Consider the following 26790-nt stretch of genomic DNA (forward strand, 5'->3'; position numbering starts at 1 on the left):
CTGGGATCGTTGTCGTTCAGGCAAAACGGTTCAAGAGAATTCCCGATCCTAATCGGCGTCTTTAAAACGTGGGAGCTTGCCGCGAGCGATCTCAGCTTTTGCTAGGATGACGGGCCGCCGAGGCGGCAATCAAATCCCCTCCACCCGCGCTTGCAGCCCCAGCCAATTGGCCAGCCGCTCCAGCTCCGTTTCTACCGGCCCTGCCGCCAGTGCCGCGCGTTCCGGATCGAGCTGCAAGACCAGCGTCCCGTTCTCGCGCCGTAGCGCGCTGTGCGACAGGCTTTCGCGCGTGCCTGCGCCGAGCCTTTGCGCCAGCCGCAGGCCGAGCCCCCAGGTCATGCCCTCGCGCAGGTCGTCGTCGCTGGCGAGATCGCGCAGGCGGTCGGGCAATTCGGTGCGCCCGAGCGATCCGACCAGCGCAGCGCAGATCATCGCGCGGCCGCGTGGGCTGAGGTCGATCCAGCGTTTGTCGAGCGACCATTCGATCGCGTTTTTCAGCCGCAGATTCGGCTCCACCCGGCGCAGCGAGGCGGCAAGCTGCGCGGCGGCGATCCGCTTGCGTTCATCACCGGGCTGGGATCTTTCGACCAGGTCGGCAGTCCAGGCCGAGACCAGCGTGGCGTCGATCACATGGCTATCGCGCGCGGCGGCGAAGGCGCCCACTCCGGCCAGCAGAGGGTCGCGTGCCTGCTGCGCTGCATCGAGCCTTGCGTAGAGCAGCCCTTCGCGAATGCCCCAGCTCGAGAACACGAGCTCTTCCGGTTCGAACTCCACCAGCAGCGGGCGAAGCAGGGCAGCCGCATCGGGCAGATACTCCGACCGCATGCTGGAGATGCCGCTGATGTTCGACAGCTTCTCCGGTTTCGCCTCGACCAGCTCGGCCGCCATGCGATCGGCATCTTCGACCGACAGGACGAAGCCGTGCGGATCATCGAGCGGGTAGTCGAGCTCGCGCATGGCGTAGGCCGCCAGCGCGCGCCAGGTGCCGCCGATCATGTACATCGGGCCGGAGTGGTCCGCAGCCCAATCGACGTCGTTGATCGAGCTCCGCACGCGATCTTCGAACCCGCCCGCTGCTCGAAACGCGGGAAGGCGCAGGGTGCCGAAAGGCAGGGAGATGGCATCGTGGCACGCGTTCTGCCCGATCGAGACCAGTTCGAGGCTGCCCCCGCCAAGATCGGCGACCACGCCATGCGAGCCGGGAAAGGCACCCAATGCGCCATGCGCGGAAATGCGCGCTTCCTCCTCGCCGCTCAGCAGGCGCGGTTCCAGCCCCAGATCCGACACGGCTGCCAGAAATTCCGGCCCGTTTTCAGCATCGCGCGGAGCCGCCGTTGCAACGGTCTGAACGTCCTCGATGCCGAGATCGCGAATGATCAGAGCGTAGCGGGCCAGTGCGGCAAGCGCCTCGTCCTGCGCCTCTGGCGGAATGCGTCCGGTTTCCGACAGGTCGCGCCCGAGCCGCGCGGCGACCTTTTCGTTCCAGACCGTTTCGGGCGCGCGCTTGCTGCCTTCGTAGATGACCAGCCGCACGGTGTTCGATCCGATGTCGATCACGGCGCGCGGCGGTTTCAGCAGGCGCGCGGCAGCCCCGCGCTTGCGGTTCACGTGTGCTCGCCCTTCAGGGTGAGGCGCGGGACGTCATGGGCCTTCAGCGCATTGCCGCGGCCCGACAGGGATGGGTTCTCCATGAAATATTCGTGGCAGTTGAAGCCTTCGTCGCCAACCCGCATCCGCTCGTATTGCCCGTCTGCGCCCAAGCGCCAGCTGCGCTCGGTATCGAGAATATTGGCCAGCATCACCTGATCGACCAGCTGGTCGTGCACGGTCTTGTTGGTGACCGGCACCATCACTTCGACGCGGTGCTCCAGATTGCGGCTCATCGCATCGGCGCTGGTGATCCAGACGTCGGCTTTCTTGCTCGGCAGGTCCGCGCCATTGGCAAAGGCCCACATGCGGCTGTGTTCGAGGAAGCGGCCAATGATCGATTTGACGCTGATATTGTCGGACAGGCCGGGGACCCCTGCGCGCAGGCTGCAGATCCCGCGCACCACAAGCACGATCTCCACGCCTGCCGCGCTCGCTTCGTAGAGCTTGTCGATCACGCCCTGATTGGTGATCGAATTCATCTTGGCCCAGATGCCCGCCGGCTTGCCCTTGGCGGCATTGGCGATTTCGCGATCGATCAGTTCGTAGAGCTTGTCCTGCAAGCCGATCGGCGAGATGGCCAGTTTTTCCAGATCGGTCGGCTCGATATAGCCGGTGACGAAGTTGAACATCTTCGCCGCATCGCGCCCCAGGGCAGGGTCGGCGGTGAAATAGCTGAAATCGGTATAGATGCGTGCGTTGACCGGGTGGTAATTGCCGGTGCCGAAATGGCAGTAGGTGGCATAACCTTCCTCGTCGCGGCGCACGACCAGGCTGACCTTGGCGTGGGTCTTCCATTCGGTGAAGCCGTAGATCACCTGCACGCCGGCGCGCTCCAGCTCGGTCGCCCACTGGAGATTGCGCTCCTCGTCGAAGCGGGCCTTCAGCTCGACTACGGCGGTCACCGCCTTGCCGTTTTCCGCTGCCTCGATCAGCGCGGCGATCACCGGCGACTGGTCCCCTGCACGATAGAGCGTCTGCTTGATCGAAACGACCGCCGGATCGCGCGCCGCCTGGCGCAGGAAATCGACCACCACTTCGAAACTTTCATAGGGGTGGTGGATGACGATGTCCTTCTCGCGAATGGCTGAAAAGCAATCGCCGTCATGCGCCAGGATGCGCTCGGGATAGCGGGGGCTGAAGGGCGTGAATTTGAGATCGGGGCGCGGTTCGCTGCACACGGCGGCAAGATCGGCCAGGCCCAGCATGCCGCTGGTCTTGACCGTCATCTCTTCGTCGACTTCGAATTGCTCGCGCAGCAGCGCTTCGGCCACCTCGTCGCATTCGTCGTCCAGCTCCAGCAGCACCACATTGCCACGGCGGCGGCGCTGAATGGCAGTACGGAAGAAGCGGACGAGGTCTTCCGCCTCTTCCTCCACCTCGATGTCGCTGTCGCGCAGTACGCGGAACAGCCCGTCGCCAAGGATCTTGAAGCCGGGAAACAGCAGCTCCGCAAATTCCACCACCAGCTGCTCGATGGAGACGTAGATCGCCTTCTCGCCCGGGACGCGCACGAAGCGCGGCGCGGCGGTGGGGATGAGGACCATCTCCATCAGATCCGCCTTGCGCTTGCCGCGCTTCAGCCGGAAAATCACGCCCGCCCCGAAATTGGCGACGAAGGGGAAGGGGTGGCTCGGGTCGATCGCCTGCGGCGTGATCAGCGGCAGGATGTCGCTTTCGAAATAGTCGCGCAGCCAGCCCTTTTGCCCCTTGTCGAGATCCTCGAAGGTCGCGATCCAGATACCTTCTATGGCAAGCAGGCGGCGCAGATCGTCCAGCACGCGCTGCTGGCGCACGACCAGCGCCCCCATCTGCTCGCGGATCGCCTCCAGCTGCTGCTGCGGATCGCGGCCGTCGATGCCCAGCGTCTCCAGCCCTCGGCTCGCTTGCCCTTCCAGCCCGGCGACGCGGATCATGACGAATTCGTCGAGATTGCTGGCGCTGATCGAGAGAAAGCGCAGCCGTTCGAGGTGCGGGAACGCCTCGTTCTCCGCTTCGGCCAGCACCCGGCGGTTGAAGCTCAGCCAGGATAGCTCGCGATTGACGTAGCGCGTCTCCGGCGTGTCGAACCGCGCAGGCGCTTCGGGCGCGGGATCGGGCGAAACGTCGTCGTTCATGGCGAGCGGGGTCTTCGGCATTCCCACTGTGTGCCGCATGTTGCAGCCCTGTGACAAGCTTCTCGCGAACCGCAGCGACTTGTGCGGCAGCGCAGCATTGCCTAAGTCGCCTGCCTGATGAAGCGCACGCACCTGCCCCTGAACGCCTTGCGCGTATACGATGCCGCCGCGCGGCACCTCTCGTTCACCCGCGCTGCGGACGAGTTGGCGGTGACGCCCGCCGCCGTCGGCCAGCAGATCCGCGCGCTGGAGGATCACCTCGGCACGGTGCTGTTCCGGCGTACCAGCAAGGGGCTGGAGCTGACACAGGAAGGCGCGGCCGGGCTCGATGCCTTGCGCGAAGGCTTCCTCAAGTTCGAGGAAAGCGTGTCTGCCATGCAGGCAGGGCAGGCGAACGACAGCTACACCATCGCCGTGCCGCGCGAATTCTATGCGCAATGGCTCGCCCCGCGGCTGGCGAAGTACACGGCCGAGAACCCCGATATCAGCTTCACTTTCGTGCCCGACGAGAATGCCGATTTCACCGAAGTCAATCTCGACTTCGCGATCCGGCTGGTGGACGGGCCGGGCGATCTGCAGGGCGTCGAACTTGCCGCCGCACGCCGCGTGACGGTGGCCGCGCCCGGTGCGCCCGATCGCTGGATCGACTGGGGCCTGCCGCTGCAGGACGGTCAGCCGGCGCATGTCACTGTCAGCAATGCCGGACAGGCGCTGTCCTCCGCGATGGCGGGGATGGGCCGGGCGATCCTGCCCGAACTGCTGGCCAAGGACGCGATCGAGGCCGGGCGGCTGGAGCTGCTCGACGGGCCGGAGCCTGGCACGCGCGCCTACTGGCTGGTCGCCCCGACGCCGCAATGGCGCACGAAGAAGGTCAAGGCGCTGGTCGCTTTCCTAACATCCTAGTTTTGCGCAGCCGCATTCGCGGCTGCGTCCTCGCTAGACGTGCAGCAGGCTGCACCCGCTGCGGGCGCGTGGTCACGCTTGCCTCGGCTGGTGCCTCGGTTATCCCCGCGCACCATGACCGACTCCACATTTCACACCGACCGCTTTACCCTGCGCCCCCTCCGCGCAGGCGACGAGCAGGCGCTGTTCCCCACGCTGGGCGACGAGGCGCAGTGCCTCTATCTCTCACGTCCAGCCTTCGCCTCGGCGGAGGAGCTGTGGGGCTGGCTCGCCGAACCCGATTGGCCGGGGCGCACCTGGATCGCGGAGGATGGCGAGGGCCGGGTGGCGGGCCGCTTCGTCGCCGTGCCAGCTCACGAGGAGGGCGTGCTGGAGATCGGCTACATCACCTGCATTGACCGGCAGGGCGAGGGCGTCGCGCGCGAATGCACCGCCGCGCTGGTCGACCACCTGCTGGACACCGGCGCCCGCAAGCTCATCGCCGAGGTGGATGTCGAGAACACCCCCTCGATCCGCCTGCTCGAACGGCTCGGCTTCACCCGCGAGGCGCTGTTTCGCGAGCACGAGACCACGCACAATGGCCTGTGCGACGTCGCGGTCTACGGTCGGCTTGCTTCCGATTCCAGACGGTCGAAGTAAGCGAAGACGTCCGCCAGCCCCGGCGGGTCCGTTTCCCCCCGCAGCTTGGCGAGCGCCGGCGCGACCTCCAGCCGATACTCCGTCTCCGGCCCCTGGCTCCCCACACGCTCCGCCCCCAGCTTGCGGATGAAGCCGCGCGCCGCGTCGTTTTCCGCCAGCACATGCGCGCTGAACGCATCGACCGCCTCGTCCGCCGCATCCAGCAGCAGCGTCGCCGTCAGCAACCGCCCGAGGCCGAGCCCGTGGTAAGCGTCCACCACGCCGACCGAGAACTCCATCACCCGGTCCGCCGCATCGGGCCGCATCGCATGGACCACCGCCATCGCTGGCTCCTCCGGGTCCGACAGGTCGATCGCCCCCCAGGCGAGGTGGAGCGTGCCGTCGGCATCCAGCAGCCGCTCGATCACCCAGTCGGGCGGGCTCGTCGCGCCGGAGAAGAAGCGCAAATAGCGCGAGCGCGGGCTCATCCGCGCGATCCCGGCGCGCAGCCGCGCCTCGTCGGCCGGCGTCACCGTGCGGATGCAGATGCGCCGCCCGTCCTCCAGCCGCGTCTGGATGGAAGCATCGCCGCACGCGCCGCTCCAGCGGGTTTTCGTTCCGGGTGTATTGGCATGGTCCATGGTGCGCACTTTTCAGTTTGTGCAGGCACTATACTCCGAGCCGGCGGGCGTGGCGAGGCTATCGCCGTGAGCGCTTGCGGTCAGAACCGTCGCATCACGCCGATCCTGCCTTGAATATAGTCGTAGCCGGACCCGATCGTTGCCGTGTTGGAAGGCGTATCGGTGTAGGTCACGTCGCCGAACGCGGTCCAGTTCTGGGCATTTCGCGGGCTGTGGAAACGGAGGTGGGCAAAGTTCGATTGGCGCCAATCCGTATTGGCATCGCGCTGCGCCCCGATGCCCCCGGCCCCGACGAGTTCCCAGCCGCCGACGAAGCGGCGCAGTTGCACCACGGGCAGGGCCTGCGCGTACCAGCGCGGTGAATAGTAATCGAACTCGCCCGGATCGCTGTCGCGGAAGTAACGCCCCCGCAGTTGCAAGCTCAGGCCCCATTCGGGTTTGACCACGTGCACGTAGTTCGCCCGCGCATGAAGGCGAAGGTTGTCACCGGTGAACTCCTGCACGCCGCCCAACACCGTGACGATGTTTCGCTCGTTCAACGGCAAGTCGATCGCCGCGCCGATGAAGGTGGAATAGATATCCTCGTCCAGCCCGCGCTGCGTTTCGACCACGTCGCGCTCGATGAAGACTTCCTTGCGAAATGCGGAATTGTCGTGGGCGGACGCGGAGCCGATGATCGTATGGCCGTCGGTGCCGGCCAGTATCGCAATGTCCCAATCGCCGCTGGTAGTCGCGAAGCGTCCGAACACGCGCTCGCGCTCGCGCGTGCCCGTGCCGGAAGGATCGTACCACGCTTTCTCGACGCGGACGCCGATCCGGTCGTTCTCGCCTGCATTGCGCAGGTCGAAGTCGATTGCGGTGCGCAGGATGTCGGTGTCGTCGCTGTCGCTGGAGGTGAAGACCTCGGCCCCGACCGCGGGGCCCGGCTCGATTTCCTGTGCCGCAAGCGCAGCAGGCATCGCCGTCGCCAGCGTGATTGCCGCGATTGCGCTCTTGTATCTCAATTCCACTGTTTGCGGCCTCCGAATAGTTCGGCGAAATAGCCCCACACCGAAACCGGTTGCATCAGCAGCGGATAGATGAAGGCATAGAGGAGAAAGCCGGGCAGGCTTTTCTCCATTTCGATGTCGTTGCGCTTCAGCATCCGGGTCTGGATGCGATAGATGACGATGTTCCAAAGCGCCGCCAATGGCAGCACGAGCAGGGTTATCGGACCCGCCAGCCAGTAAATTCCGAGAAATGCCAGGATCAGTCCGGGGATGAAGGCAAAGGTGAAGGTCAGGTCGATGCTGACGAACAGCAGGTTCCACCAGATGAACATGGTGCGCAACTTGCGCATCTTCAGAAGCGGTTTGTGGATCGCCAGCGCCTCGATCATGCCGCGGGCCCAGCGTTTGCGCTGTTTGGCCAGTCCCTTGAATGTCTCGGGCGCGTGGGTCCAGGCCACGGCGTCTTCCGCGTGGCCGGTTTTATAGCCCTTGCGGAGCAGCGACCACGTCAGCACGATATCCTCGCCCACTGTGTCCGGCCAGCCGCCTGCCTCTATCAGCGCGTCCTTGTGATAGATCGAGAACGCGCCCTGTGCGACCAGCGTGCCGTTATACATGCCCTGCATGCGCTTTACGGCGGCGATGCCGTGGAAATAATCCCACTGCTGTGCCCGGGTGACCCAGCTTTCGTCGTGGTTCGCGACCAGCACCGAGCCGGCGACCGCCTTGGTTTCGGGCGGGCTGGCATGGAGGTGTTCGACCAGCGAGACCAGGCATCCCTTCTCCAGTAGCGTGTCGGCGTCGATGGTGACGATGAGGTCGTGCGAAGCGAGCTCCAGGCCGTGATTGAGGACGCGCGCCTTGCCCCGGTTCTTTCGCTCGCTCACCAGTTGCAGTTCCATGCGCGGGTGGCCTCCGAACAGCGCCTCCTGTGCGTGCACCGCATCGGCCGTCCCGTCGGTCGAGCCGTCGTCCAGCACCATGATCTGCAGCTTGCCGGGATACTCCAACTCCGACAGGCTCCGCAATGTCTCGCCGATCAGCGCCTCTTCGTTATAGGCGGCGATCAGGATGCTGAGCGAGGGCCAGTGCGCGGACGTGCGGCGCAACGGATCGGGGCGGAACACCAGGCTGAACAGCAGGAAGGCGTTCATGAACCCCGGCACATAGGCGACGAAGGCCAGCACGAACAGCGCGACGATCGGATGGCTCAGATTGCCCAGGTCGCTCAGCCAGGGCAGCGACAGCCAGATGTTGAACACCACCCATGCCATGGCCAATGCGATCGAAACGGTGAAGCGCAGGGCCGACTTGCGGTCGCGCCGGTCCCAGTATTTGCGGCTGAGCGCTGCGCTTCCGCCGGCAGGGGAGGGGGCGGCGATTTCGGTCATGTAGTCTAGGCCCGTCTTTTCCCTGATGCGATCCGGTTCGTTGTCGTAGCTTGCAGCGCGAACAAAAGTTCCAGCAAATTCAGTGGACTATGGTTAACGGCTGGATAACCCTGATCCCGAACGCTTCGCTAAACCCGCACTGTCATGGTGATCCCGAAGCCAAGGGGATTTTCCATGTACGACACGCTTGCCAATCGCCTTATCGACGGGGCGCTCGCTCTGGTCGTGCTCGGCGGGAATGCGGCTGCTGCGCTGATTGGTTTTTGAGCCAGCGGCATCACTCGCCATCCCGTGCCGCCGCGCGGCCCTCGCGCCCGATCCGGTCGGCAGCGGCATGTGCCTTGTCCCCGACCTTCTCGACCACGTTTTTCAGGTCCGGCGGTTCGGCCAGCCGGTGTTCGCGGGTTGCGTCTTCCAGCGTCGACCAGGCCCCCCAGACCAGCAGCAGCGCCCCGGCCGCAGCCACCCCGGCGAGGGCGAAAACGCCGCCGGCGCGCGTCTTGCCGTAGTTGTAGTCGGCCTCGCCTGACTGCACATCGTTCATAGTGGACCCTTGTTCTTCGCGGTTGGCCGCGCCCTGGTTCGTTGTGGTAGGGAAGAAACCCGCTGATCACCCTGTTGGATGCAGACAGGTGGTGCACTTTATCGCTGCAGTGCACCATCTCGTCGGCCGTTAACCATAGTCGTTAACCTTTGCACTGCTTCCGCGATGCTGGCGCTACGTCGCCCGGCCGAGTGAAGCTTGCGCGCAGCTCGAATGCGCTCCCGCCAGGTCGCACCCGCGCCAGAGCGTCTCGATCGGCGGCGAGAGCGTCAGACCAGCCCTTCCTCCGCCAGCACCTCGTCGCGGATGTTTTCGTAGAGCGGGTGGCCGGGGACGATGCGCCGCATGTCCTCGCGATACTGGCCGCGATAGGCGAGGATAAAGCACAATAGCGAATTGGCCCGCGGGTTGGATAACCCCTCGGCCAGCGCCCGCTCCGTCGCGCAGTCCTCCAGCCGCCACACGCCGTATTCGACTGCCTCGTCCCACGCCGCCGCGAACCCCTCGGCCCCGGGCAGTTTCCGCAGCTTGTAGAGCGCCTCCATGCTCTTCCCGATGGAGCGCGCCGCCTGCACGACGATCCCGGTCGCCGCCAGCGTGGCGACGAAGCGCCGCTGGAGATCGGGCGTGATCGAATTGCGGCGCGGCCGCTTGTGGAGATAGGGGGTGAAGGCGAGGAGCGGATCGTCCTCCTCCGGCAGGTCGGAGGTGTAGGCGACGGCGGAGGTCGCCTGGCGAGGCGTGGCGCGGGTGGGGGTGGGGGATGTCATCGTGCTCTCCGTCATTGCGAGGAGCCGCAGGCGACGCGGCAATCCAGCTTCCGACCTTGCAGAAAGTCGCGAGGGCAGGAGATGGATTGCTTCGCTACGCTCGCAAAGACGAGTAGGAAAACGGTTTCTATCTGGCGAAATCACCGAGCCGCAGGCGAGGCAAGGGCGACCGCCCGCCCGAGCTTATACGAGGAAGCCAAGGAGCGCGGATGCGCTCCGCCCGGCGTTTGAGGGCGAGAACAAAAAAACCAAAGTAGGAAAACGCTTTCGCCCCTACGCACCGCCCCCCTTGAGCCACGCCAGCGCGCCCGCTTCCATCCCCTTGAACTTGGGCCAGCCGTCGGGATCGTCCGCCAGCGGCGCGCAGGCGAGGGCGGTGCCATCGGGCAATTGCCACTTGATCCGATGATAGAGTTTGGAGCGGGTGAGGTCGGAACGCACCAGCCAGAGGCCCTCGGCCAGCGGATGCGCGTCGCCATGCATGTCGAGCGGCTCCGCCGGCTCGGCTCCGGGTTCGTACCAGATCAGGTAGAGCGATGTGTCGTCGGCCACGCCGCCGTCCTAGCTCAACAATCCGAATATTAGTGCCAGCAGCACGAAGCCGACCAGCCCGGCAATGAAGATGCCCCGGTTGCGGCGCTTGGTCAGAATAATCTCCGCCCCGCGCGCTTTGTCGGCGTCATAGTGGATGGGTTCGTCGTTTCGGTCCGGTGGTGTCGGCATGGCGTCCTCCTTGTGGAAACAACGGTTGAGGGGCGCGGGATGGTTCCAGGCGAGTCATGTATATCGTTCTCGGCATGTCCTTTGCTTACCGCAGAACTCACTTTTGACGTTTTCTCACGAAATTGTGGAACGCCGCTCTTGATAGAAGGATGGAAAAGATGAAGTAAGGCTCAGATTCATTTTGGAGCTGTAGATGTCAGTTTGGGATAGAGATCTCTTCGCGCGGAGGAAGTTGGCTGAGAATATAATAAAATATGCCAACACGGTTAGTTCTGCTGGTGTTTTGGATGAAGAACGATCTCTCGTCCTCTCAGTGGATGCGGAATATGGAATCGGAAAGACCTTTTTTTTGAAAGGTCTTGAAGAGATAATTTCTGAAGATCATCCAGTTGCCTATATAGATGCATGGTCCGACGACCTCTTTGATGAACCATTAACAGCACTTGCGTCGGTACTTCGCCAAGCTGTCGAGCCGCTAATTCGGGCTGACGATAGTTTGAAGAGTAAGTGGGCCAAATATGCCCAAGCTGCGGGCAAAGTGTTGAAGTTAAGCTCTAAAGGTTTAGCAGTACGCGGAGCGCAGTTACTTGTAACTAAAGAGGCTGTTGATGGTATAAGCTCTGCTTTTTCAATTAGTTCAAAAGGTGATACCGAGATTTTGGACAAAGAGGTGGAGGGTGCGGTTGAAGATATAAAATCTGACATTGAGCGGCAGTTAAAGGCGATTGGAAAAAACGACCTTATGACTGAAAGGATTGAGGAGTTTGAGGCTGGAGTTAAAGCCGTCGCTGACATGAGAAGTTCACTAAAGGCGCTAGTGAATGCTCTGGATGGCACCCAAAGAAAACCGCCTGTTTTTATAATTGTAGACGAACTAGATCGATGTAGGCCAAGCTATTCGGTAAAGATACTTGAGGAAATAAAACACCTTTTTGCGGTGCCAGAAGTTATTTTTATTCTTGGACTAAATTCTGACCAATTGTCCAAATCAATTTCCGGAATATATGGGGAGAAATTTGCGGGGCGAGCGTATCTCGATCGCTTTATTGACCGAAAAATTTCCTTGCCGTTTCCGGACTTGGAGGCTCTCTGTCGTTCGCTATTAGAAAAAATAGATCCGAATAAGAGAATAAGAATGCCGTCTATCTCGGTGGAGGGAAAGGTAATACAGAATAAAGAGAGATACTTTGCCGAGTTGCTTCAGTTTTACAATATCGGGCCTAGAGGTACGTTCAAGTTTTTCGACAGACTTCAGACCTCTATCGCCGTTCTTGGAAGTTTTGAATTGGATTACCTATATTTATCGGAGTGTATTGCTTTAGAGATCGCGGGGCGGGTGGGTGATAGTGGCCGCCCTTGGAGCGTCGGGTTCCGAGACTTTGGGCAGTTTGAGTGGGTAGAGGGTGACGCGGTTTGGAGTCGCATGAGAACTATATTTAGTATGCATCCTACGGAGGCTAGCAAAAGCCTTACAGGAAACACACCTTTCGAAGACTATCTTTCTTTCGGGGTGCATACGGGAAATGTGCGTCCTGCCTTCGAATACCCCCTGGTTCTTCAAGAGGTTGCAGATCTGGGTGGCGAGTGAACTCTCGCCCTCCCTTGACCCCACCCCCCATTCCCCCTAAGTGCGCGGCCATCCGGTGTTGGATTCGTCCACCGTCGGTCAGATAGAGCTGAACATTGCCGGTCATGTCCCGGGGCCTGGTGCGTCATGCACTCGGGCTCTTTTCTATTGCGGCGGGGGTATCCCTCTCGCCGGTGGGCAGCCGTCAAAGTAACCCGGTGGCCGTGGGGCCGGTGGGTGGAGTGTTTCAGGCTCGTGCGGTTTCGCGTGTTCGCGCGTCGGTGACTGTCCTTCGACAGGCTCAGGACGAGCGGGATCAGCGCAAGGTCGCCAGCCAGAACACATCATCCAAACCCCTAGTCGTCACCTTCATACGGTGAAGAGAAAGACCTCATATGCCGACGATCAACCAGCTGGTCCGCAAGGGCCGCGTTCCGCAGAAGGCCAAGTCCAAGGTCCCTGCGATGGAGCAGAACCCGCAGAAGCGCGGCGTTTGCACACGCGTCTATACGACGACTCCGAAGAAGCCGAACTCGGCTCTGCGTAAAGTTGCCAAGGTCCGCCTGACCAACCAGCGCGAAGTCATCTCCTACATCCCGGGCGAAGGCCACAACCTGCAGGAGCACAGCGTCGTGCTGATCCGCGGCGGCCGTGTGCGCGACCTTCCCGGCGTGCGCTATCACGTGCTGCGCGGCGTGCTCGACACGCAGGGCGTGAAGGACCGCAAGCAGTCGCGCTCGAAGTACGGCGCGAAGCGTCCGAAGTAAGTAGGAGTCTTTGTAGGGTGCGGTCATCACATCCGTGATGACCTCTGTGCCAGCCCGTCTCCCCCTCCCGACCACCCATGAGATTGTCCGATAGGATGGTCGGGAGAGGGAGCCGGGCCGACACAGACCCGAAGAGGCAAGTTTCAACGCGGGGACAGTCCTCTCCTCCGCCCGGACACCATACGAAGGTAGTCTCTGGGTGGCCGGGTGGGGGAGAGGGCTGGCACCGCAAGCCCCGACGGATGTCGGGGCGCACTCCGAAGGAGTTTTAAACATGTCACGTCGTCGTCGTCCCGAGAAGCGGGAGATCCTGCCTGATCCGAAGTTCGGTGATCAGGTCCTGTCGAAGTTCATGAACAACCTCATGCTCGACGGTAAGAAGGCCGTTGCCGAAGGTATCGTGTATACCGCGCTCGACACGGTCGAAGCCAAGGCCAAGGCCAATCCGGTCGAGCTGTTCCATGCAGCGCTCGACAACATCAAGCCGCAGGTCGAAGTGCGCAGCCGCCGTGTCGGCGGTGCGACCTACCAGGTGCCGGTCGAGGTGCGCCCCGAGCGTGCCCAGGCCCTCGCGATCCGCTGGCTGATCACGGCTGCGCGCGGCCGTCCGGAGACCACCATGGCCGCACGCCTGTCGGGCGAGCTGATGGATGCGTCGAACAACCGCGGCAACGCCGTCAAGAAGCGCGAAGACACGCACCGCATGGCGGACGCGAACCGCGCCTTCTCGCACTACCGCTGGTAAGGCGGGGCATGTTTGAGGCCGGGGGCATGTTCCCGGTCTCGAAACTGTCGCACTAATCCCTACATGGGGGTCGAGTTAGCTCACCCCCGACTTACGAGGAATTCCACATGGCCCGCGAATATCCGCTGGAGCGGTACCGCAATATCGGCATCATGGCCCACATCGATGCCGGCAAGACCACCACGACCGAACGCATCCTCTACTACACCGGCAAGTCCTACAAGATCGGCGAAGTCCACGACGGCGCCGCGACCATGGACTGGATGGAGCAGGAGCAGGAGCGCGGCATCACCATCACGTCCGCGGCGACCACGACCTTCTGGTCGGCCGAAGACGGCGAAGGCCCGAAGCACCGCATCAACATCATCGACACCCCCGGCCACGTCGACTTCACCATCGAAGTCGAACGCAGCCTGCGCGTCCTCGACGGCGCCGTCGCGGTGTTCGACGGAGTTGCCGGTGTAGAACCGCAATCCGAAACCGTCTGGCGCCAGGCCGACAAGTACGGCGTCCCCCGGATGTGCTTCGTGAATAAATTGGACCGCACCGGCGCCGACTTCTACTACTGCGTGCAGTCGATCATCGATCGCCTCGGCGCGAACCCGCTGGTCCTCTATCTCCCGATCGGCGCGGAAAGCGACCTTCAGGGCGTGGTCGACCTCGTCAATATGCGCGGCATCGTGTGGCAGGCCGAAGACCTCGGCGCGAAGTTCGACTATGTCGACATCCCCGCCGACCTCGCCGACAAGGCTGCGGAATATCGCGAAAAGCTGGTCGAGACTGCCGTGGAGCAGGACGACGACGTCATGGAACAGTACCTCGAGGGCAACGAGCCCGATGCGGCGACGCTCAAGCGCCTGATCCGCAAGGGTACCATGAACCGCGATTTCGTGCCCGTGCTGTGCGGCTCGGCGTTCAAGAACAAGGGCGTGCAGCCCCTGCTCGACGCCGTGGTTGACTACATGCCGAGCCCGCTCGACGTTCCGGCCATCAAGGGCGTGCTGCCCGAAAGCGACGAGGAAGCGACCCGTCCGTCTTCGGACGATGCGCCGTTCGCCGCGCTGGCGTTCAAGATCATGAACGACCCGTTCGTCGGCTCGCTCACCTTCACCCGCATCTATTCGGGCCAGCTGTCGAAGGGCAGCGTCCTGAACTCGGTGAAGGAGAAGAAGGAAAAGATCGGCCGCATGCTGCTGATGCACTCGAACAACCGCGAGGACATCGATGAGGCCTTCGCCGGCGACATCGTCGCGATTGCAGGTCTGAAGGAAACGACGACCGGCGATACGCTGTGCGATGCCTCGAAGCCGATCATTCTCGAGCGCATGGAATTCCCCGAGCCGGTCATCGAACTGTCCGTGGAACCCAAGACCAAGGCCGACCAGGAAAAGATGGGCGTCGCCCTCAACCGCCTGGCCGCCGAGGATCCGAGCTTCCGTGTCACCACCGACCACGAAAGCGGTCAGACGATCATCAAGGGCATGGGCGAGCTTCACCTCGACATCCTCGTCGATCGCATGAAGCGCGAATTCAAGGTCGAAGCCAATGTCGGCGCACCGCAGGTCGCTTATCGCGAATACCTCGGCAAGCCGGTGGACGTGGACTACACCCACAAGAAGCAGTCGGGTGGTTCGGGCCAGTTCGGCCGCGTCAAGGTCAAGGTCACCCCGGGTGAGCGCGGCCAGGGCTTTGTGTTCGAAGACGAGATCAAGGGCGGTAACATTCCGAAGGAATATATCCCGGCCATCGAGAAGGGCTTCCGCGAACAGGCCGAAAGCGGCCACCTCGTCGGCTTCCCGATCATCGACTTCACGGTGAACCTGTACGACGGTGCGTACCATGACGTCGACTCGAGCGCGATCGCGTTCGAAATCGCCGGTCGCGGTGCGATGCGCGAAGTGGCCGACCGGGCCGGCATCAAGCTGCTCGAGCCGATCATGAAGGTCGAGGTCGTGACTCCCGAGGATTACCTCGGCGATGTCATCGGCGACCTGAACTCGCGTCGTGGCCAGATCCAGGGCACCGACAGCCGCGGCAACGCCCAGGCGGTCGAAGCCAACGTGCCGCTCGCGAACATGTTCGGTTACGTGAACGAGCTGCGTTCGTTCACCCAGGGCCGCGCACAGTACTCGATGCAGTTCAGCCACTACGACGAAGTTCCGGCGAACGTGGCTCAGGAAGTCAAGGAGAAGCTTGCCTAAGGCAGCATCTCCGTCTAGGGGCGGCGCCTGATTCCGCGGGCGCCGTTTCCAACCCGCAGAAATTCACTTTCAGATTAGAGGTTATTGGAAAATGGCGAAGGAAAAGTTCGAGCGTAATAAGCCGCACGTTAACGTCGGCACCATCGGTCACGTCGACCACGGCAAGACCACGCTGACCGCGGCGATCACCAAGGTCATGGGTTCGGCCGTCGATTTCGCAAACATCGACAAGGCGCCCGAAGAGCGTGAGCGCGGCATCACCATCTCGACCGCACACGTCGAGTACGAAACCGACAACCGCCACTATGCGCACGTCGACTGCCCGGGTCACGCCGACTACGTGAAGAACATGATCACCGGTGCCGCCCAGATGGACGGCGCAATCCTGGTCGTGAACGCAGCCGACGGCCCGATGCCGCAGACCCGCGAGCACATCCTGCTCGCTCGTCAGGTCGGCGTTCCGCAGCTGGTCGTTTACATGAACAAGGTCGACCAGGTCGACGACGAGGAAATCCTCGAGCTCGTCGAACTGGAAGTCCGTGAACTGCTCAGCTCGTACGACTTCGACGGCGACAACATTCCGATCATCAAGGGTTCGGCTCTCGCCGCTCTCGAAGGTCGCGACGAGGAAATCGGCGAAAACAGCATCAAGGAACTGATGGCTGCCGTCGACGAATACATCCCGACTCCGGATCGTCCGGTCGACAAGCCCTTCCTGATGCCGATCGAAGACGTGTTCTCGATCTCGGGTCGCGGTACGGTTGTCACCGGCCGTGTCGAAACCGGCGTCGTGAATGTTGGCGACGAAGTCGAAATCGTCGGCATCAAGGACACCAGCAAAACGACCGTCACCGGCGTCGAAATGTTCCGCAAGCTGCTCGATCGCGGTGAAGCCGGCGACAACATCGGTGCACTGATCCGCGGCGTCGGCCGTGAAGACGTCGAGCGTGGCCAGGTCCTGGCGAAGCCCGGTTCGGTTACGCCGCACACCGAGTTCAGCGCTGAAGTCTACGTCCTGTCGAAGGACGAAGGCGGCCGTCACACGCCGTTCTTCGCGAACTATCGTCCGCAGTTCTACTTCCGCACCACCGACGTCACCGGCGAAGTGATCCTTCCCGAAGGCACGGAAATGGTGATGCCGGGCGACAACGTGACCATCTCGGTCAAGCTGATCGCTCCGATCGCCATGGACGAAGGTTTGCGCTTCGCTATCCGCGAAGGCGGCCGCACCGTCGGCTCGGGCGTGGTTGCTTCGATCCAGAAGTAAGTCGCAAACGACAAAGCAGGGCCTGTCCTTCCTTCGGGGAGGGCGGGCCCTTCGCTATTTATGAGGGCGAATGGCGGAATGTGATGCACGTTTCGTCGTCTCCCGGAACCGCGCAGCGAAATGCACGGATTTCGGGGGTTGTCAGATCGGGGTCTCCCCCGTATATGCGCGCCCACAGGCAGGGATTCGTCTCCGCCAACCCAATTCAGAAAGGCCGCCCGCTGCGGGAAACCGGGCATAGCGGGGCCGGCCTTTGTTTTTTGAGGGTTGCCCAAATTTTCGGATGAAGGCGGCCCTTTGGCTCTTTCGCATCGGTGTAGGTAATGGAAGCTCAGAATATCCGCATTCGCCTCAAGGCGTTCGACCATCGCGTTCTCGACCAGGCAACTGGCGAAATCGCAGAAACCGCACGTCGTACGGGTGCCCTTATTCGTGGTCCCATTCCCATGCCGACGCGCATCGAGAAGTTCACCGTGAACCGCGGCCCGCACATCGACAAGAAGTCGCGCGAGCAGTTCGAGGTGCGCACCTACAAGCGGCTGCTCGACATCGTGCAGCCCAACGCCCAGACCGTCGACGCGCTGATGAAGCTCGACCTCGCGGCTGGCGTCAATGTCGAGATCAAGCTCGCTTAACTCGGCTACGTCCCCGGCAGGACGTTAAATCGACCGGAAGTTCAGGGGCGCTCGATAGCCCCGCCCGATCTTCGGATCTGGCAAGACATCGGGATACCGCCGGATTTTATCCGGGTCTGCGTCCCCCGTCTCGCTCTCCAGGGCTTCGGCCACGGATGGCACTCAGCCCGGACGGGGCGACGCATCATGAAACGGGCTGGCAAGCACGCGGGATGGGCCCGTGTGCCTCTGTGTTAGGAGTTTACGATGCGCACAGGCGTTATCGCAAAGAAAGTCGGGATGACCCGCCTCTTCCAAGAGGACGGTCGGCACGTGCCGGTCACCGTTCTCGCGCTGGAAGATTGCCAGGTGACTGCCCACCGCACTGCCGATCGCGATGGCTATTTCGCGGTCCAGGTCGGTTCGGGTGAAGCCAAGCAGAAGAACGTCAACAAGCCGCAGCGCGAAGCCTTTGCCAAGGCAGAGGTTCCGCTCAAGATGAAGGTTGCCGAATTCCGCGTCGACACCGAGGAAGGTCTGCTTCCGGTCGGTGCCCGCATTTCGGCAGAGCACTTCATCGCCGGCCAGAAGGTCGACATCACCGGCCACACTCAGGGTAAGGGCTTTGCCGGCGCCATGAAGCGTTGGGGCTTCGGCGGTTTGCGCGCCACCCACGGTGTCTCGATCTCGCACCGTTCGCACGGTTCGACGGGTAACCGCCAGGATCCGGGCCGCGTGTTCAAGGGCAAGAAGATGGCCGGCCATATGGGCGACCGTCAGCGTACCCAGCAGAACCTCGAAATCGTCCGCACCGACGCCGATCGCGGCCTGCTCTTCGTCAAGGGCTCGGTCCCGGGCGCGAAGAACGGCTGGCTGCTCGTCAAGGATGCGGTGAAGGTCAAGCATGACGAACTGCCGTTCCCGGGTGTGATGTATCGCAACCGTGAAGAGTTCGAGCACGACGAAGCCGCTCCCGGTCTGGTCGAAAGCGCGGCCGAATCCGAAGTCGGCACCGAAGTTTCGCCCGAGCAGCAGGAAAAGCTGATGCAGCAGCAGGATGCTGGTGCGGATGCCGAAACCGGCGCAGCCGAAGACAACAGCACCACGCCGAGCGTCGACAAGGACGCCGGCGAGAACAAGGAGGGCTGATCCGTGAAGGTGAAGGTCCAAAAAATCGACGGCAAGGCGTCGGGCGACATCGAGCTCAACGACGACGTGTTCGGGGTCGAGCCGCGTGCCGACATCCTGCACCGCGTCGTGACGTGGCAGCTCGAGAACCGCCGCGGCACCGCCCGCCCGACGCGCGAGCGTTCGGACGTTGCCCGCACCGGCAAGAAGTGGGGTCGCCAGAAGGGCGGCGGCACGGCTCGCCACGGCGATCGCGGCGCTCCGATCTTCATCGGCGGCGGCAAGGCTCACGGTGCGCGCAAGCGTGACTTCGAGCAGTCGCTGAACAAGAAGATCCGTGCACTCGGCCTCAAGATGGCCCTGTCGAGCAAGGCGAAGGACGGTCTGATCGTTGTCGACAGCCTCGAGCTCGAGGACGCCAAGACCAAGGCGCTCAAGGGTCACTTCGACAAGAATGGCTGGGGCGGCAAGGTCCTCGTCATCGACGGCGAAAGCGTGAACGACGGCTTCAAGAAGGCCGCTGGCAACCTGCCGGGCGTCAATGTCCTGCCGGCCATGGGCGCGAACGTCTACGACATCCTGAAGCACGACACGCTCGTCCTCACCAAGGACGCGGTCGAGAAGCTGGAGGGCCGTTTCAATGGCTAAGAAGCAGGAAGTAGCCGCACGTCACTACGACGTCGTGCTCGCACCGCACATCACCGAAAAGTCGACGCTGGCTTCCGAGCACAATGCCGTCGTCTTCAAGGTAGCGAACGATGCCACCAAGCCGCAGATCAAGGAAGCCGTCGAGGCGATCTTCGATGTCAGCGTCACCGGCGTCAACACGATCAACGTGAAGGGCAAGACCAAGCGCTGGAAGGGCAAGCCCTACAAGCGCAACGACCTGAAGAAGGCCGTGGTCACCCTGAAGGACGGCGATTCCATCGACGTCACCAGCGGTATCTGAGGGGCTAGGGAACAATGGCACTCAAGAACTACAAACCCACGAGCCCGGGCCGTCGCGGCCTGATCCTCGTCGACAAGTCGGGCCTCTACAAGGGCAAGCCGGTCAAGTCGCTCGTCGAAGGCAAGCGCAAGACCGGTGGTCGCAACAACAAGGGCCACGTCACTTCGCGCGGCATGGCCGGCGGCCACAAGCAGAAGTACCGCTACGTCGACTTCAAGCGTCGCAAGTGGGACGTCGAAGGCACGGTCGAGCGGCTCGAGTACGACCCGAACCGCACGGCATTCATCGCGCTCGTCAAGTATGACGATGGCGAGTTGGCCTATATTCTCGCTCCGCAGCGTCTGGCTGTCGGCGACAAGGTGATCGCGGCCGAGAAGGCCGACACTAAGCCCGGCAACGCCATGCTGCTCGGCCAGATGCCGGTTGGCACGATCTGCCACAACGTGGAAATGAAGCCGGGCAAGGGCGGCCAGATCGCCCGCGCTGCAGGCTCCTACGTCCAGCTGGTCGGTCGTGACCGCGGCATGGTCATCGTCCGTCTCAACAGCGGCGAGCAGCGTTACCTGCGCGCCGACTGCATGGGCACTGTCGGTGCCGTGTCGAACCCGGACAACCAGAACCAGAACCTGGGCAAGGCCGGTCGTCGTCGCTGGATGGGCATCAAGCCGCTGACGCGCGGTGTCGCCAAGAACCCGGTCGACCACCCGCACGGCGGTGGTGAAGGCCGCACCAGCGGTGGTCGTCACCCGGTCACTCCGTGGGGCAAGCCGACCAAGGGCGCCCGTACCCGCAAGAACAAGCAGACGGACAAGATGATCATCCGTTCGCGGCACGCGAAGAAGAAGAGGTAATCGGACATGGCACGTTCCGTCTGGAAAGGTCCGTTCGTCGAACTCAGCCTTCTGAAGAAGGCTCAGGAAGCTCAGGATGTAAGCAATGCGAAGCCGATCAAGACCTGGTCGCGTCGCTCCACCATCCTGCCCGACTTCGTCGGCCTGACGTTCAACGTCTACAACGGTCACAAGTTCATCCCGGTCTCCGTCTCGGAAGAGATGGTCGGCCACAAGCTCGGCGAATTCGCGCCGACCCGGACCTTCCCGGGTCACGCCGCCGACAAGAAGGGTAAGCGCTGATGAGCAAGCAGAAAGCTCCGCGCCGCGTCGCCGATAACGAGGCCCTGGCTGTGGGTACCACGATCCGTGGTTCGGCCCAGAAGCTCAACCTCGTTGCCGAACTGATCCGCGGCAAGAAGGCCGAAGAGGCCCTCAACATCCTCGCCTTCTCCAAGAAGGCCATGGCGAAGGATGCCACGAAGGTGCTCGCTTCGGCGATCGCCAATGCGGAAAACAACCACAACCTCGATGTCGACGCTCTGGTCGTTGCCGAGGCTTCGGTGGGCAAGTCGATCACCATGAAGCGCTTCCATACGCGCGGTCGTGGCAAGTCGACGCGCATCCTGAAGCCGTTCAGCCGCCTGCGCATCGTCGTCCGCGAGCAGGAAGAGGCGTAAGATGGGCCAGAAGAGCAATCCGATCGGTCTGCGCCTGCAGATCAACCGCACCTGGGACAGCCGCTGGTACGCCGAAGGGCGCGACTATGCCAAGCTGCTCAGCGAGGACATCGAAATCCGCAAGTTCATCCTCGAGAACGCTGCCCAGGCCGCGATCTCGAAGGTGGTCATCGAGCGTCCGGCCAAGCTGTGCCGCATCTCGATCTACGCGGCCCGCCCCGGTGTGATCATCGGCAAGAAGGGCGCGGACATCGAAAAGCTGCGCACCAAGCTGTCGCAGATGACCGAAAGCGAAGTGAAGCTGAACATCGTTGAGATCCGCAAGCCGGAAATCGACGCCAAGCTCGTCGCCCAGGGCATCGCCGACCAGCTGATTCGCCGCGTCGCCTTCCGCCGCGCCATGAAGCGCGCCGTGCAGTCGGCTCTCCGCCTCGGCGCGGAAGGCATCAAGATCGTCTGCGGCGGTCGTCTCGGCGGCGCTGAGATCGCCCGTGTCGAATGGTATCGCGAAGGTCGCGTTCCGCTGCACACGTTGCGCGCCAACGTTGACTATGCGGAAGCCGAAGCGCTCACCGCCTACGGGATCATCGGCATCAAGTGCTGGATCTTCAAGGGCGAGATTCTGGCGCACGACCCGACCGCTCAGGACCGCCTGATGATGGAAGCCCAGACCTCTGGCGTCCGTCCGGCGCGCTGATTGCAGGATTAGGAAAGAACCATGCTGCAACCGAAGAAAACCAAGTACCGCAAGGCGTTCAAGGGCAAGATCCATGGCAACGCCAAGGGCGGCACCACGCTGAACTTCGGGTCCTATGGCCTGAAGGCGCTGGAACCCGAGCGGATTACCGCTCGTCAGATCGAAGCGGCTCGCCGCGCGATCACGCGCCACATCAAGCGTCAGGGCCGTCTCTGGATCCGCGTCTTCCCGGATGTGCCGGTATCGAAGAAGCCTGCCGAAGTCCGTCAGGGTAAAGGCAAGGGTTCGGTCGAATACTGGGCCGCTCGCGTGAAGCCGGGCCGCATCCTGTTCGAACTGGACGGCGTTGCCGGCCCGCTGGCCGCCGAAGCGTTCAGCCGTGCGGCGATGAAGCTGCCGATCAAGACCAAGGTCGTTGCCCGCCTGGGCGATGAATCTCACCTGGGAGGCGAATGATGGCCAAGACCGAAGACCTGCGCCAGAAGTCGGACGACCAGCTGTCCGAAGAGCTGACGAACCTGAAGCGCGAGCAGTTCAACCTGCGCTTCCAGGCTGCGACCAACCAGCTCGAAGCCCCGGCGCGTATCCGCGAAGTCCGTCGCACGATCGCCAAGATCAAGACGCTGCAGAACGAGCGTACGCGCTCGGCTGAAGCGAAGGCGTAAGGAGTAGACCATGCCCAAGCGTATTCTGATCGGGACCGTCACCTCCGACAAGACCGACAAGACCGTGACCGTGCTCGTCGAGCGCAAGGTGAAGCACCCGCTCTACGGGAAGATCATCCGCCGCTCGAAGAAGTACCATGCCCACGACGAGAACAACGAGTACACGCTCGGTGATGTCGTGCGCATCGAAGAAACCAAGCCGATCTCGAAGACCAAGACCTGGATGGTCAAGGACCGCGTGACGGCCGGTGGCACCCAGGCTGTCGAGGCCGACCTCGAAGTCGAAGCCGCCAGCAACTGACGTATTAGGAACTGCCGGGCAGCTGTCCCGGCAAGCCAGTGAGAAGGAACCGGATCGATGATCCAGATGCAATCCAATCTCGACGTCGCGGACAACAGCGGCGCCAAGCGCGTCCAGTGCATCAAGGTACTGGGCGGCTCGAAGCGCCGCACTGCGTCCGTGGGCGACGTGATCGTGGTTTCCGTGAAGGAAGCTCAGCCGCGCACCAAGGTGAAGAAGGGCGATGTCCATCGCGCCGTCATCGTGCGTACTAAGAAGGACGTGCGCCGCCCCGACGGCAGCGTGATCCGCTTCGACAGCAATGCCGCAGTGCTCGTGAACAAGAGCGAAGAGCCGATCGGCACCCGTATCTTCGGCCCAGTGGTCCGCGAACTGCGCGGCCGCGGCTTCATGAAGATCATCAGCCTAGCTCCGGAGGTGCTGTAATGGCTTCCGCAAAGATCAAGAAGGGTGACAGCGTCGTCGTCCTGTCCGGCAAGGACAAGGGCAAGACCGGCACCGTCGCGAAGGTCATGCCGAAGGAAGGCAAGATCGTCGTCGAGGGCGTCAACGTGGCAGCGCGTCACCGCAAGCCGGCGCAGCAGAACCCGCAGGGCGGTATCGATCGCTTCGAAGCGCCGATGCCGATCAGCAAGGTTGCTGTTGCAGACCCGAAGGATGGCAAGCCCACCCGCGTCCGTTTCGAAGAGAAGGACGGCAAGAAGGTGCGTATTGCCGTGAAGAGTGGGGAGACCATCGATGGCTGATTACACCCCCCGCATGAAGCAGAAGTTCGAAGACCAGATCGTCAAGGCGATGACCGAGAAGTTCGGTTACAAGAATCGCCTCGAAGTTCCGAAGCTCGAAAAGATCACGCTCAACATGGGTGTGGGCGAGGCGAGCCAGGACAAGAAGAAGGTCCAGACTGCTGCCGAAGAAATGGCGCTGATTGCCGGCCAGAAGCCCGTCATCACCAAGGCGAAGAAGTCGATCGCGCAGTTCAAGCTGCGTGAAGGCATGCCGATCGGTGCAAAGGTTACCCTGCGCCGCGATCGCATGTACGAATTTCTCGACCGCCTGGTCACTGTCGCAATGCCGCGCATCCGCGACTTCCGTGGCCTCAACCCGAAGTCGTTCGACGGCCGTGGCAACTACGCCATGGGCCTGAAGGAACAGATCGTCTTCCCCGAAATCTCCTACGACAAGATCGAGAAGGTCCGGGGTATGGACATCATCGTAACCACGACGGCGAAGACCGACGACGAAGCTCGCGAGCTTCTGAAGCTGTTCGGTTTCCCGTTCCCGGCTGAAAAGTCGGAAGAGAAGGAGGCGGCGTGAGCCGCTAGAAGAGGAACTTAAGTCCAATGGCGAAACTGAGTTCGATCAACAAGAACGAGCGTCGCAAGAAGCTCGTCAAGCAGTATGCGGACAAGTACGCGAAGCTGAAGGCTATCGCGGACGACGAAAGCCTCGACGAGACCGAGCGCCTGATGGCGCGGCTCAAGATGGCGGAGATCCCGCGCAACGCGAACCCGACCCGGGTGCGCAACCGCTGCTCCACCACCGGCCGCCCGCGCGGCTACTACCGCAAGTTCGGCCTGAACCGCATCGAACTGCGTGACCTTGGCAACAAGGGCCTGATTCCGGGCCTGACCAAGTCGAGCTGGTGAGGTAAAGACAGATGGCTATGACCGATCCCCTGGGTGACATGCTCACCCGCATCCGCAACGGCCAGCGCGCGAAGAAGGACAGCGTCCTGTCGCCCGCCAGCAAGCTGCGTGCAAACGTTCTCGAAGTGCTCCAGCGCGAAGGCTACATCCGTGGCTACAGCGACGACGCTTCGGGCAAGCACCCGCAACTGCGGATCGAACTGAAGTATTTCGAGGGCGAACCTGCGATCAAGCATGTCGCTCGCGTCTCCAAGCCTGGCCGCCGCGTCTATTCGGGTTCCAAGGACCTGCCGACGATCCGCAACGGCCTCGGCATCACCATCGTCTCGACGCCGAAGGGCGTGCTTTCCGATGCGGAAGCTCGCGCAGACAACGTCGGCGGCGAAGTGCTGGCGGAGGTGTTCTGATGAGCCGCATCGGCAAGAAGCCGGTAGCGATCCCGAGCGGGGTCACTGCCAATATCGAAGGCGATACGCTGAGCGTGAAGGGCCCCAAGGGCACTCTCACCATGGGCATGTCCGACCTGGTCGAGTACAAGCTGGAAGACGGTGAGATCGCCGTAAAGCCGGCCAACGACACCAAGGCGGCCCGCAGCCACTGGGGCATGCAGCGCACGCTCGTGTCGAACCTGGTGGAAGGCGTGACCGAAGGCTTTTCCAAGACTCTCGAGATTTCGGGCGTCGGCTATCGTGCGCAGGCGCAGGGCAAGAAGCTCAAGCTTCAGCTCGGCTATTCGCACGACGTCGATCTCGACGTTCCCGAAGGTCTCGAAGTGAAGACCCCGGACCAGACCACCGTGGAGATTTCCGGTATCGACAAGCAGGCCGTGGGCCAGTTTGCCGCCGAAATCCGCCGCTGGCGCAAGCCCGAGCCTTACAAGGGCAAGGGCATCAAGTACCGCGGCGAGTACATCTTCCGCAAGGAAGGGAAGAAGAAGTAAGATGGCAAAGCTCTCTCTCTTTGAACGCCGCCGCCGCCGCGTGCGCACTGCGCTCCGCAGCGTGTCGGGTGGCAAGCCGCGCCTTTCGGTCCACCGCACCGGCAAGCACATCTACGCGCAGGTGATCGACGATGCGGCGGGCAAGACGCTCGCTGCCGCCTCGACGCTCGGCGTGAAGGGCTCGGGCGCGAATGTCGATGCCGCCAAGCAGGTCGGTAGCGACATCGCCGCCGCTGCCAAGAAGGCCGGTGTCACCAACGTCGTGTTCGATCGCGGCGGGTTCCTTTTCCACGGCCGCGTCAAGGCGCTGGCCGACGCCGCCCGCGAAGGCGGGCTGGAGTTCTGATGATGGCTGACGAAAACAAGACCCCCGAAACCGAAGCGACGCCCGAACAGGCCCCCGGCGTACCCGAAACGCCCGAAGTCGCGAAGGCCAAGGCCGATTCCGGCGTCGTCGAAGCGGAAGCGCAGAACGCGGTGACCAACGAGGAACCGGCTGTTGCCGACACGCCGTCGGAAGCTGCTGCCAACCAGAGCCCCGCACAGGGCGCCGAAGGCCAGCCGCGCGAACGTCAGGGCCGTGGCGGTCGCGACAATCGCGGCGGCAACGATCGTGGCCGTGGCCGCGGTGGCCGCGACAATCGTCGTGGCGGACGCCGCGAGGAAGAAGACGACGGCATCATCGAAAAGCTGGTTCACATCAACCGCGTCTCGAAGACGGTCAAGGGCGGTAAGCGCTTCGGCTTCGCTGCGCTCGTGGTCGTCGGCGACGGCCAGGGCCGTGTCGGCTTCGGCAAGGGCAAGGCCCGCGAAGTGCCCGAGGCGATCAGCAAGGCGACAGCCGCTGCGCGCAAGCACATGATCCGCGTCGCGCTGAAGGAAGGCCGCACGCTGCACCACGACGGCAAGGGCCGTTTCGGTGCCGGCAAGGTGACCGTCCGTACCGCACCTCCGGGTACCGGCATCATTGCCGGTGGTCCGATGCGTGCCGTGTTCGAGAGCCTCGGTGTGGCCGACGTGGTGACCAAGTCTGTCGGCACGTCGAACCCCTACAATATGATCCGCGCCACGTTCGACGCACTGCAGGACCAGACTTCGCCGAAGTCGGTCGCCCAGCGTCGCGGCAAGAAGGTCGCCGACCTTCTCGGCCGGGGTGGTGCATCGGAGGCCGAGGCTGAAGCCGACGCCGCCGCTATTGCGGAGTAAGATCGATGGCGAAGAACAACACCATCACGCTGAAGCAGGTCGGTTCGCCCCTGCGTCGGCCGGAAGTACAGCGCAAGATCCTGATCGGTCTCGGGCTGAACAAGATGCACAAGACGGTCACCCGGCAGGACACCCCCGAGGTGCGCGGCGCGATCGCCAAGATCCCGCATCTGGTCGAGATCGTCGAGTAATTCTCCCGGCGATACAATTTGACGGGGGCGGCCTGCTGCGATAGCGGGCC

36 protein-coding genes are annotated in these 26790 nt (G+C 62.7%); 27 read left to right on the forward strand and 9 right to left on the reverse strand.

Features of this window, described 5'->3' with window-relative positions:
- Window positions 1-129: 129 nt before the first annotated feature.
- Window positions 130-1608, reverse strand: coding sequence for a Ppx/GppA family phosphatase (locus tag P8R33_RS07010; protein ID WP_278328276.1), 1479 nt, complete (start codon window positions 1606-1608; stop codon window positions 130-132).
- Window positions 1605-3785 carry an RNA degradosome polyphosphate kinase gene (locus P8R33_RS07015; RefSeq protein ID WP_278328277.1) on the reverse strand — a complete coding sequence of 727 codons (2181 nt, stop codon included), beginning with the start codon at window positions 3783-3785 and terminating at the stop codon, window positions 1605-1607. The genes P8R33_RS07010 and P8R33_RS07015 overlap by 4 nt, the downstream gene beginning before the upstream one ends.
- Window positions 3786-3881: 96 nt before the next feature.
- Here P8R33_RS07015 and P8R33_RS07020 point away from each other — a divergent pair, with 96 nt between their 5' ends.
- On the forward strand, window positions 3882-4667 hold the full coding sequence (locus tag P8R33_RS07020) for a LysR family transcriptional regulator (protein ID WP_278328278.1): 786 nt from the start codon (window positions 3882-3884) through the stop codon (window positions 4665-4667).
- A 114-nt stretch (window positions 4668-4781) separates the two neighbouring features.
- A complete protein-coding gene (locus tag P8R33_RS07025) occupies window positions 4782-5306 on the forward strand; it encodes a GNAT family N-acetyltransferase (protein WP_278328279.1) in 525 nt (174 codons plus the stop codon).
- Here P8R33_RS07025 and P8R33_RS07030 read toward each other — a convergent pair.
- From P8R33_RS07030 to P8R33_RS07060, 7 genes are all read right to left on the reverse strand, one after another.
- Complete coding sequence (locus P8R33_RS07030; protein WP_278328280.1) at window positions 5267-5926, reverse strand: GNAT family N-acetyltransferase; 660 nt, start codon at window positions 5924-5926, stop codon at window positions 5267-5269. The genes P8R33_RS07025 and P8R33_RS07030 overlap by 40 nt on opposite strands.
- An 80-nt stretch (window positions 5927-6006) precedes the next feature.
- Window positions 6007-6930: a hypothetical protein gene (locus tag P8R33_RS07035; protein WP_278328281.1), complete on the reverse strand. Its 924-nt coding sequence runs from the start codon at window positions 6928-6930 to the stop codon at window positions 6007-6009.
- On the reverse strand, window positions 6927-8306 hold the full coding sequence (locus tag P8R33_RS07040; RefSeq protein ID WP_278328282.1) for a glycosyltransferase family 2 protein: 1380 nt from the start codon (window positions 8304-8306) through the stop codon (window positions 6927-6929). Before P8R33_RS07040 ends, P8R33_RS07035 begins: the two co-directional genes overlap by 4 nt.
- A 277-nt stretch (window positions 8307-8583) precedes the next feature.
- Window positions 8584-8850 (reverse strand): hypothetical protein, encoded by a 267-nt coding sequence (locus P8R33_RS07045; protein ID WP_278328283.1) that lies wholly within the window; start codon window positions 8848-8850, stop codon window positions 8584-8586.
- 269 nt (window positions 8851-9119) lie between these two features.
- Window positions 9120-9620, reverse strand: coding sequence for a hypothetical protein (locus tag P8R33_RS07050; protein WP_278328284.1), 501 nt, complete (start codon window positions 9618-9620; stop codon window positions 9120-9122).
- 273 nt (window positions 9621-9893) lie between these two features.
- On the reverse strand, window positions 9894-10172 hold the full coding sequence (locus P8R33_RS07055; protein ID WP_278328285.1) for a hypothetical protein: 279 nt from the start codon (window positions 10170-10172) through the stop codon (window positions 9894-9896).
- A 9-nt stretch (window positions 10173-10181) separates the two neighbouring features.
- Window positions 10182-10343, reverse strand: coding sequence for a hypothetical protein (locus P8R33_RS07060; protein WP_278328286.1), 162 nt, complete (start codon window positions 10341-10343; stop codon window positions 10182-10184).
- A gap of 193 nt (window positions 10344-10536) precedes the next feature.
- Here P8R33_RS07060 and P8R33_RS07065 point away from each other — a divergent pair, with 193 nt between their 5' ends.
- The 25 genes from P8R33_RS07065 (at window position 10537) to rpmD (ending at window position 26740) form a co-directional block, all read left to right on the forward strand.
- Window positions 10537-11931, forward strand: a complete 1395-nt coding sequence (locus tag P8R33_RS07065) for a KAP family P-loop NTPase fold protein (RefSeq protein ID WP_278328287.1) — start codon at window positions 10537-10539, stop codon at window positions 11929-11931.
- A gap of 374 nt (window positions 11932-12305) precedes the next feature.
- Entirely contained in the window at window positions 12306-12677 is a 372-nt protein-coding gene (rpsL, locus tag P8R33_RS07070; protein ID WP_006831873.1) for a 30S ribosomal protein S12, read from the forward strand.
- A gap of 274 nt (window positions 12678-12951) precedes the next feature.
- Window positions 12952-13422 (forward strand): 30S ribosomal protein S7, encoded by a 471-nt coding sequence (gene rpsG / locus P8R33_RS07075; protein WP_278328288.1) that lies wholly within the window; start codon window positions 12952-12954, stop codon window positions 13420-13422.
- Between the two features lie 107 nt (window positions 13423-13529).
- Entirely contained in the window at window positions 13530-15623 is a 2094-nt protein-coding gene (gene fusA / locus P8R33_RS07080) for an elongation factor G (protein WP_278328289.1), read from the forward strand.
- Window positions 15624-15714: 91 nt separating this feature from the next.
- The gene (gene tuf, locus P8R33_RS07085; RefSeq protein WP_278328290.1) at window positions 15715-16890 is read left to right on the forward strand and encodes an elongation factor Tu; all 1176 of its coding nucleotides are present in this window, start codon (window positions 15715-15717) and stop codon (window positions 16888-16890) included.
- A 323-nt stretch (window positions 16891-17213) separates the two neighbouring features.
- Window positions 17214-17525 carry a 30S ribosomal protein S10 gene (gene rpsJ / locus P8R33_RS07090; RefSeq protein ID WP_061924928.1) on the forward strand — a complete coding sequence of 104 codons (312 nt, stop codon included), beginning with the start codon at window positions 17214-17216 and terminating at the stop codon, window positions 17523-17525.
- A gap of 246 nt (window positions 17526-17771) precedes the next feature.
- Complete coding sequence (gene rplC / locus P8R33_RS07095; protein WP_278328292.1) at window positions 17772-18653, forward strand: 50S ribosomal protein L3; 882 nt, start codon at window positions 17772-17774, stop codon at window positions 18651-18653.
- 3 nt (window positions 18654-18656) lie between these two features.
- A complete protein-coding gene (rplD, locus tag P8R33_RS07100) occupies window positions 18657-19280 on the forward strand; it encodes a 50S ribosomal protein L4 (protein ID WP_278328293.1) in 624 nt (207 codons plus the stop codon).
- A complete protein-coding gene (locus P8R33_RS07105) occupies window positions 19273-19581 on the forward strand; it encodes a 50S ribosomal protein L23 (protein WP_278328294.1) in 309 nt (102 codons plus the stop codon). The genes rplD and P8R33_RS07105 overlap by 8 nt, the downstream gene beginning before the upstream one ends.
- A 14-nt stretch (window positions 19582-19595) precedes the next feature.
- On the forward strand, window positions 19596-20432 hold the full coding sequence (gene rplB, locus P8R33_RS07110; protein WP_067464765.1) for a 50S ribosomal protein L2: 837 nt from the start codon (window positions 19596-19598) through the stop codon (window positions 20430-20432).
- Between the two features lie 6 nt (window positions 20433-20438).
- Window positions 20439-20714 carry a 30S ribosomal protein S19 gene (rpsS, locus tag P8R33_RS07115; protein WP_278328295.1) on the forward strand — a complete coding sequence of 92 codons (276 nt, stop codon included), beginning with the start codon at window positions 20439-20441 and terminating at the stop codon, window positions 20712-20714.
- Window positions 20714-21091 carry a 50S ribosomal protein L22 gene (gene rplV, locus P8R33_RS07120; protein ID WP_067690121.1) on the forward strand — a complete coding sequence of 126 codons (378 nt, stop codon included), beginning with the start codon at window positions 20714-20716 and terminating at the stop codon, window positions 21089-21091. Before rpsS ends, rplV begins: the two co-directional genes overlap by 1 nt.
- Window position 21092: 1 nt before the next feature.
- Entirely contained in the window at window positions 21093-21788 is a 696-nt protein-coding gene (rpsC, locus tag P8R33_RS07125; protein ID WP_278328296.1) for a 30S ribosomal protein S3, read from the forward strand.
- A 21-nt stretch (window positions 21789-21809) separates the two neighbouring features.
- Window positions 21810-22244, forward strand: coding sequence for a 50S ribosomal protein L16 (gene rplP, locus P8R33_RS07130; RefSeq protein ID WP_278322378.1), 435 nt, complete (start codon window positions 21810-21812; stop codon window positions 22242-22244).
- Window positions 22244-22453 (forward strand): 50S ribosomal protein L29, encoded by a 210-nt coding sequence (gene rpmC, locus P8R33_RS07135; RefSeq protein ID WP_278328297.1) that lies wholly within the window; start codon window positions 22244-22246, stop codon window positions 22451-22453. Before rplP ends, rpmC begins: the two co-directional genes overlap by 1 nt.
- 10 nt (window positions 22454-22463) lie before the next feature.
- Complete coding sequence (gene rpsQ / locus P8R33_RS07140) at window positions 22464-22754, forward strand: 30S ribosomal protein S17 (RefSeq protein WP_278322380.1); 291 nt, start codon at window positions 22464-22466, stop codon at window positions 22752-22754.
- Between the two features lie 57 nt (window positions 22755-22811).
- Window positions 22812-23180, forward strand: a complete 369-nt coding sequence (gene rplN / locus P8R33_RS07145; RefSeq protein ID WP_067464754.1) for a 50S ribosomal protein L14 — start codon at window positions 22812-22814, stop codon at window positions 23178-23180.
- On the forward strand, window positions 23180-23500 hold the full coding sequence (gene rplX / locus P8R33_RS07150) for a 50S ribosomal protein L24 (RefSeq protein WP_278328298.1): 321 nt from the start codon (window positions 23180-23182) through the stop codon (window positions 23498-23500). Before rplN ends, rplX begins: the two co-directional genes overlap by 1 nt.
- Window positions 23493-24071 (forward strand): 50S ribosomal protein L5, encoded by a 579-nt coding sequence (gene rplE, locus P8R33_RS07155; protein WP_278328299.1) that lies wholly within the window; start codon window positions 23493-23495, stop codon window positions 24069-24071. The genes rplX and rplE overlap by 8 nt, the downstream gene beginning before the upstream one ends.
- 26 nt (window positions 24072-24097) lie before the next feature.
- The gene (gene rpsN / locus P8R33_RS07160) at window positions 24098-24403 is read left to right on the forward strand and encodes a 30S ribosomal protein S14 (protein WP_278322383.1); all 306 of its coding nucleotides are present in this window, start codon (window positions 24098-24100) and stop codon (window positions 24401-24403) included.
- 11 nt (window positions 24404-24414) lie between these two features.
- A complete protein-coding gene (gene rpsH / locus P8R33_RS07165) occupies window positions 24415-24810 on the forward strand; it encodes a 30S ribosomal protein S8 (protein WP_278328300.1) in 396 nt (131 codons plus the stop codon).
- Window positions 24810-25343 carry a 50S ribosomal protein L6 gene (gene rplF / locus P8R33_RS07170; RefSeq protein ID WP_278328301.1) on the forward strand — a complete coding sequence of 178 codons (534 nt, stop codon included), beginning with the start codon at window positions 24810-24812 and terminating at the stop codon, window positions 25341-25343. Before rpsH ends, rplF begins: the two co-directional genes overlap by 1 nt.
- A gap of 1 nt (window position 25344) precedes the next feature.
- Window positions 25345-25689 (forward strand): 50S ribosomal protein L18, encoded by a 345-nt coding sequence (gene rplR / locus P8R33_RS07175; RefSeq protein ID WP_278322386.1) that lies wholly within the window; start codon window positions 25345-25347, stop codon window positions 25687-25689.
- On the forward strand, window positions 25689-26549 hold the full coding sequence (gene rpsE, locus P8R33_RS07180) for a 30S ribosomal protein S5 (RefSeq protein WP_278328302.1): 861 nt from the start codon (window positions 25689-25691) through the stop codon (window positions 26547-26549). Before rplR ends, rpsE begins: the two co-directional genes overlap by 1 nt.
- A 5-nt stretch (window positions 26550-26554) precedes the next feature.
- Entirely contained in the window at window positions 26555-26740 is a 186-nt protein-coding gene (gene rpmD, locus P8R33_RS07185; protein ID WP_278328303.1) for a 50S ribosomal protein L30, read from the forward strand.
- The last annotated feature ends 50 nt before the right edge of the window (window positions 26741-26790 follow it).

The organism is Qipengyuania flavescens (genome assembly GCF_029688735.1).
Taxonomy (GTDB): Bacteria; Pseudomonadota; Alphaproteobacteria; order Sphingomonadales; family Sphingomonadaceae; genus Qipengyuania.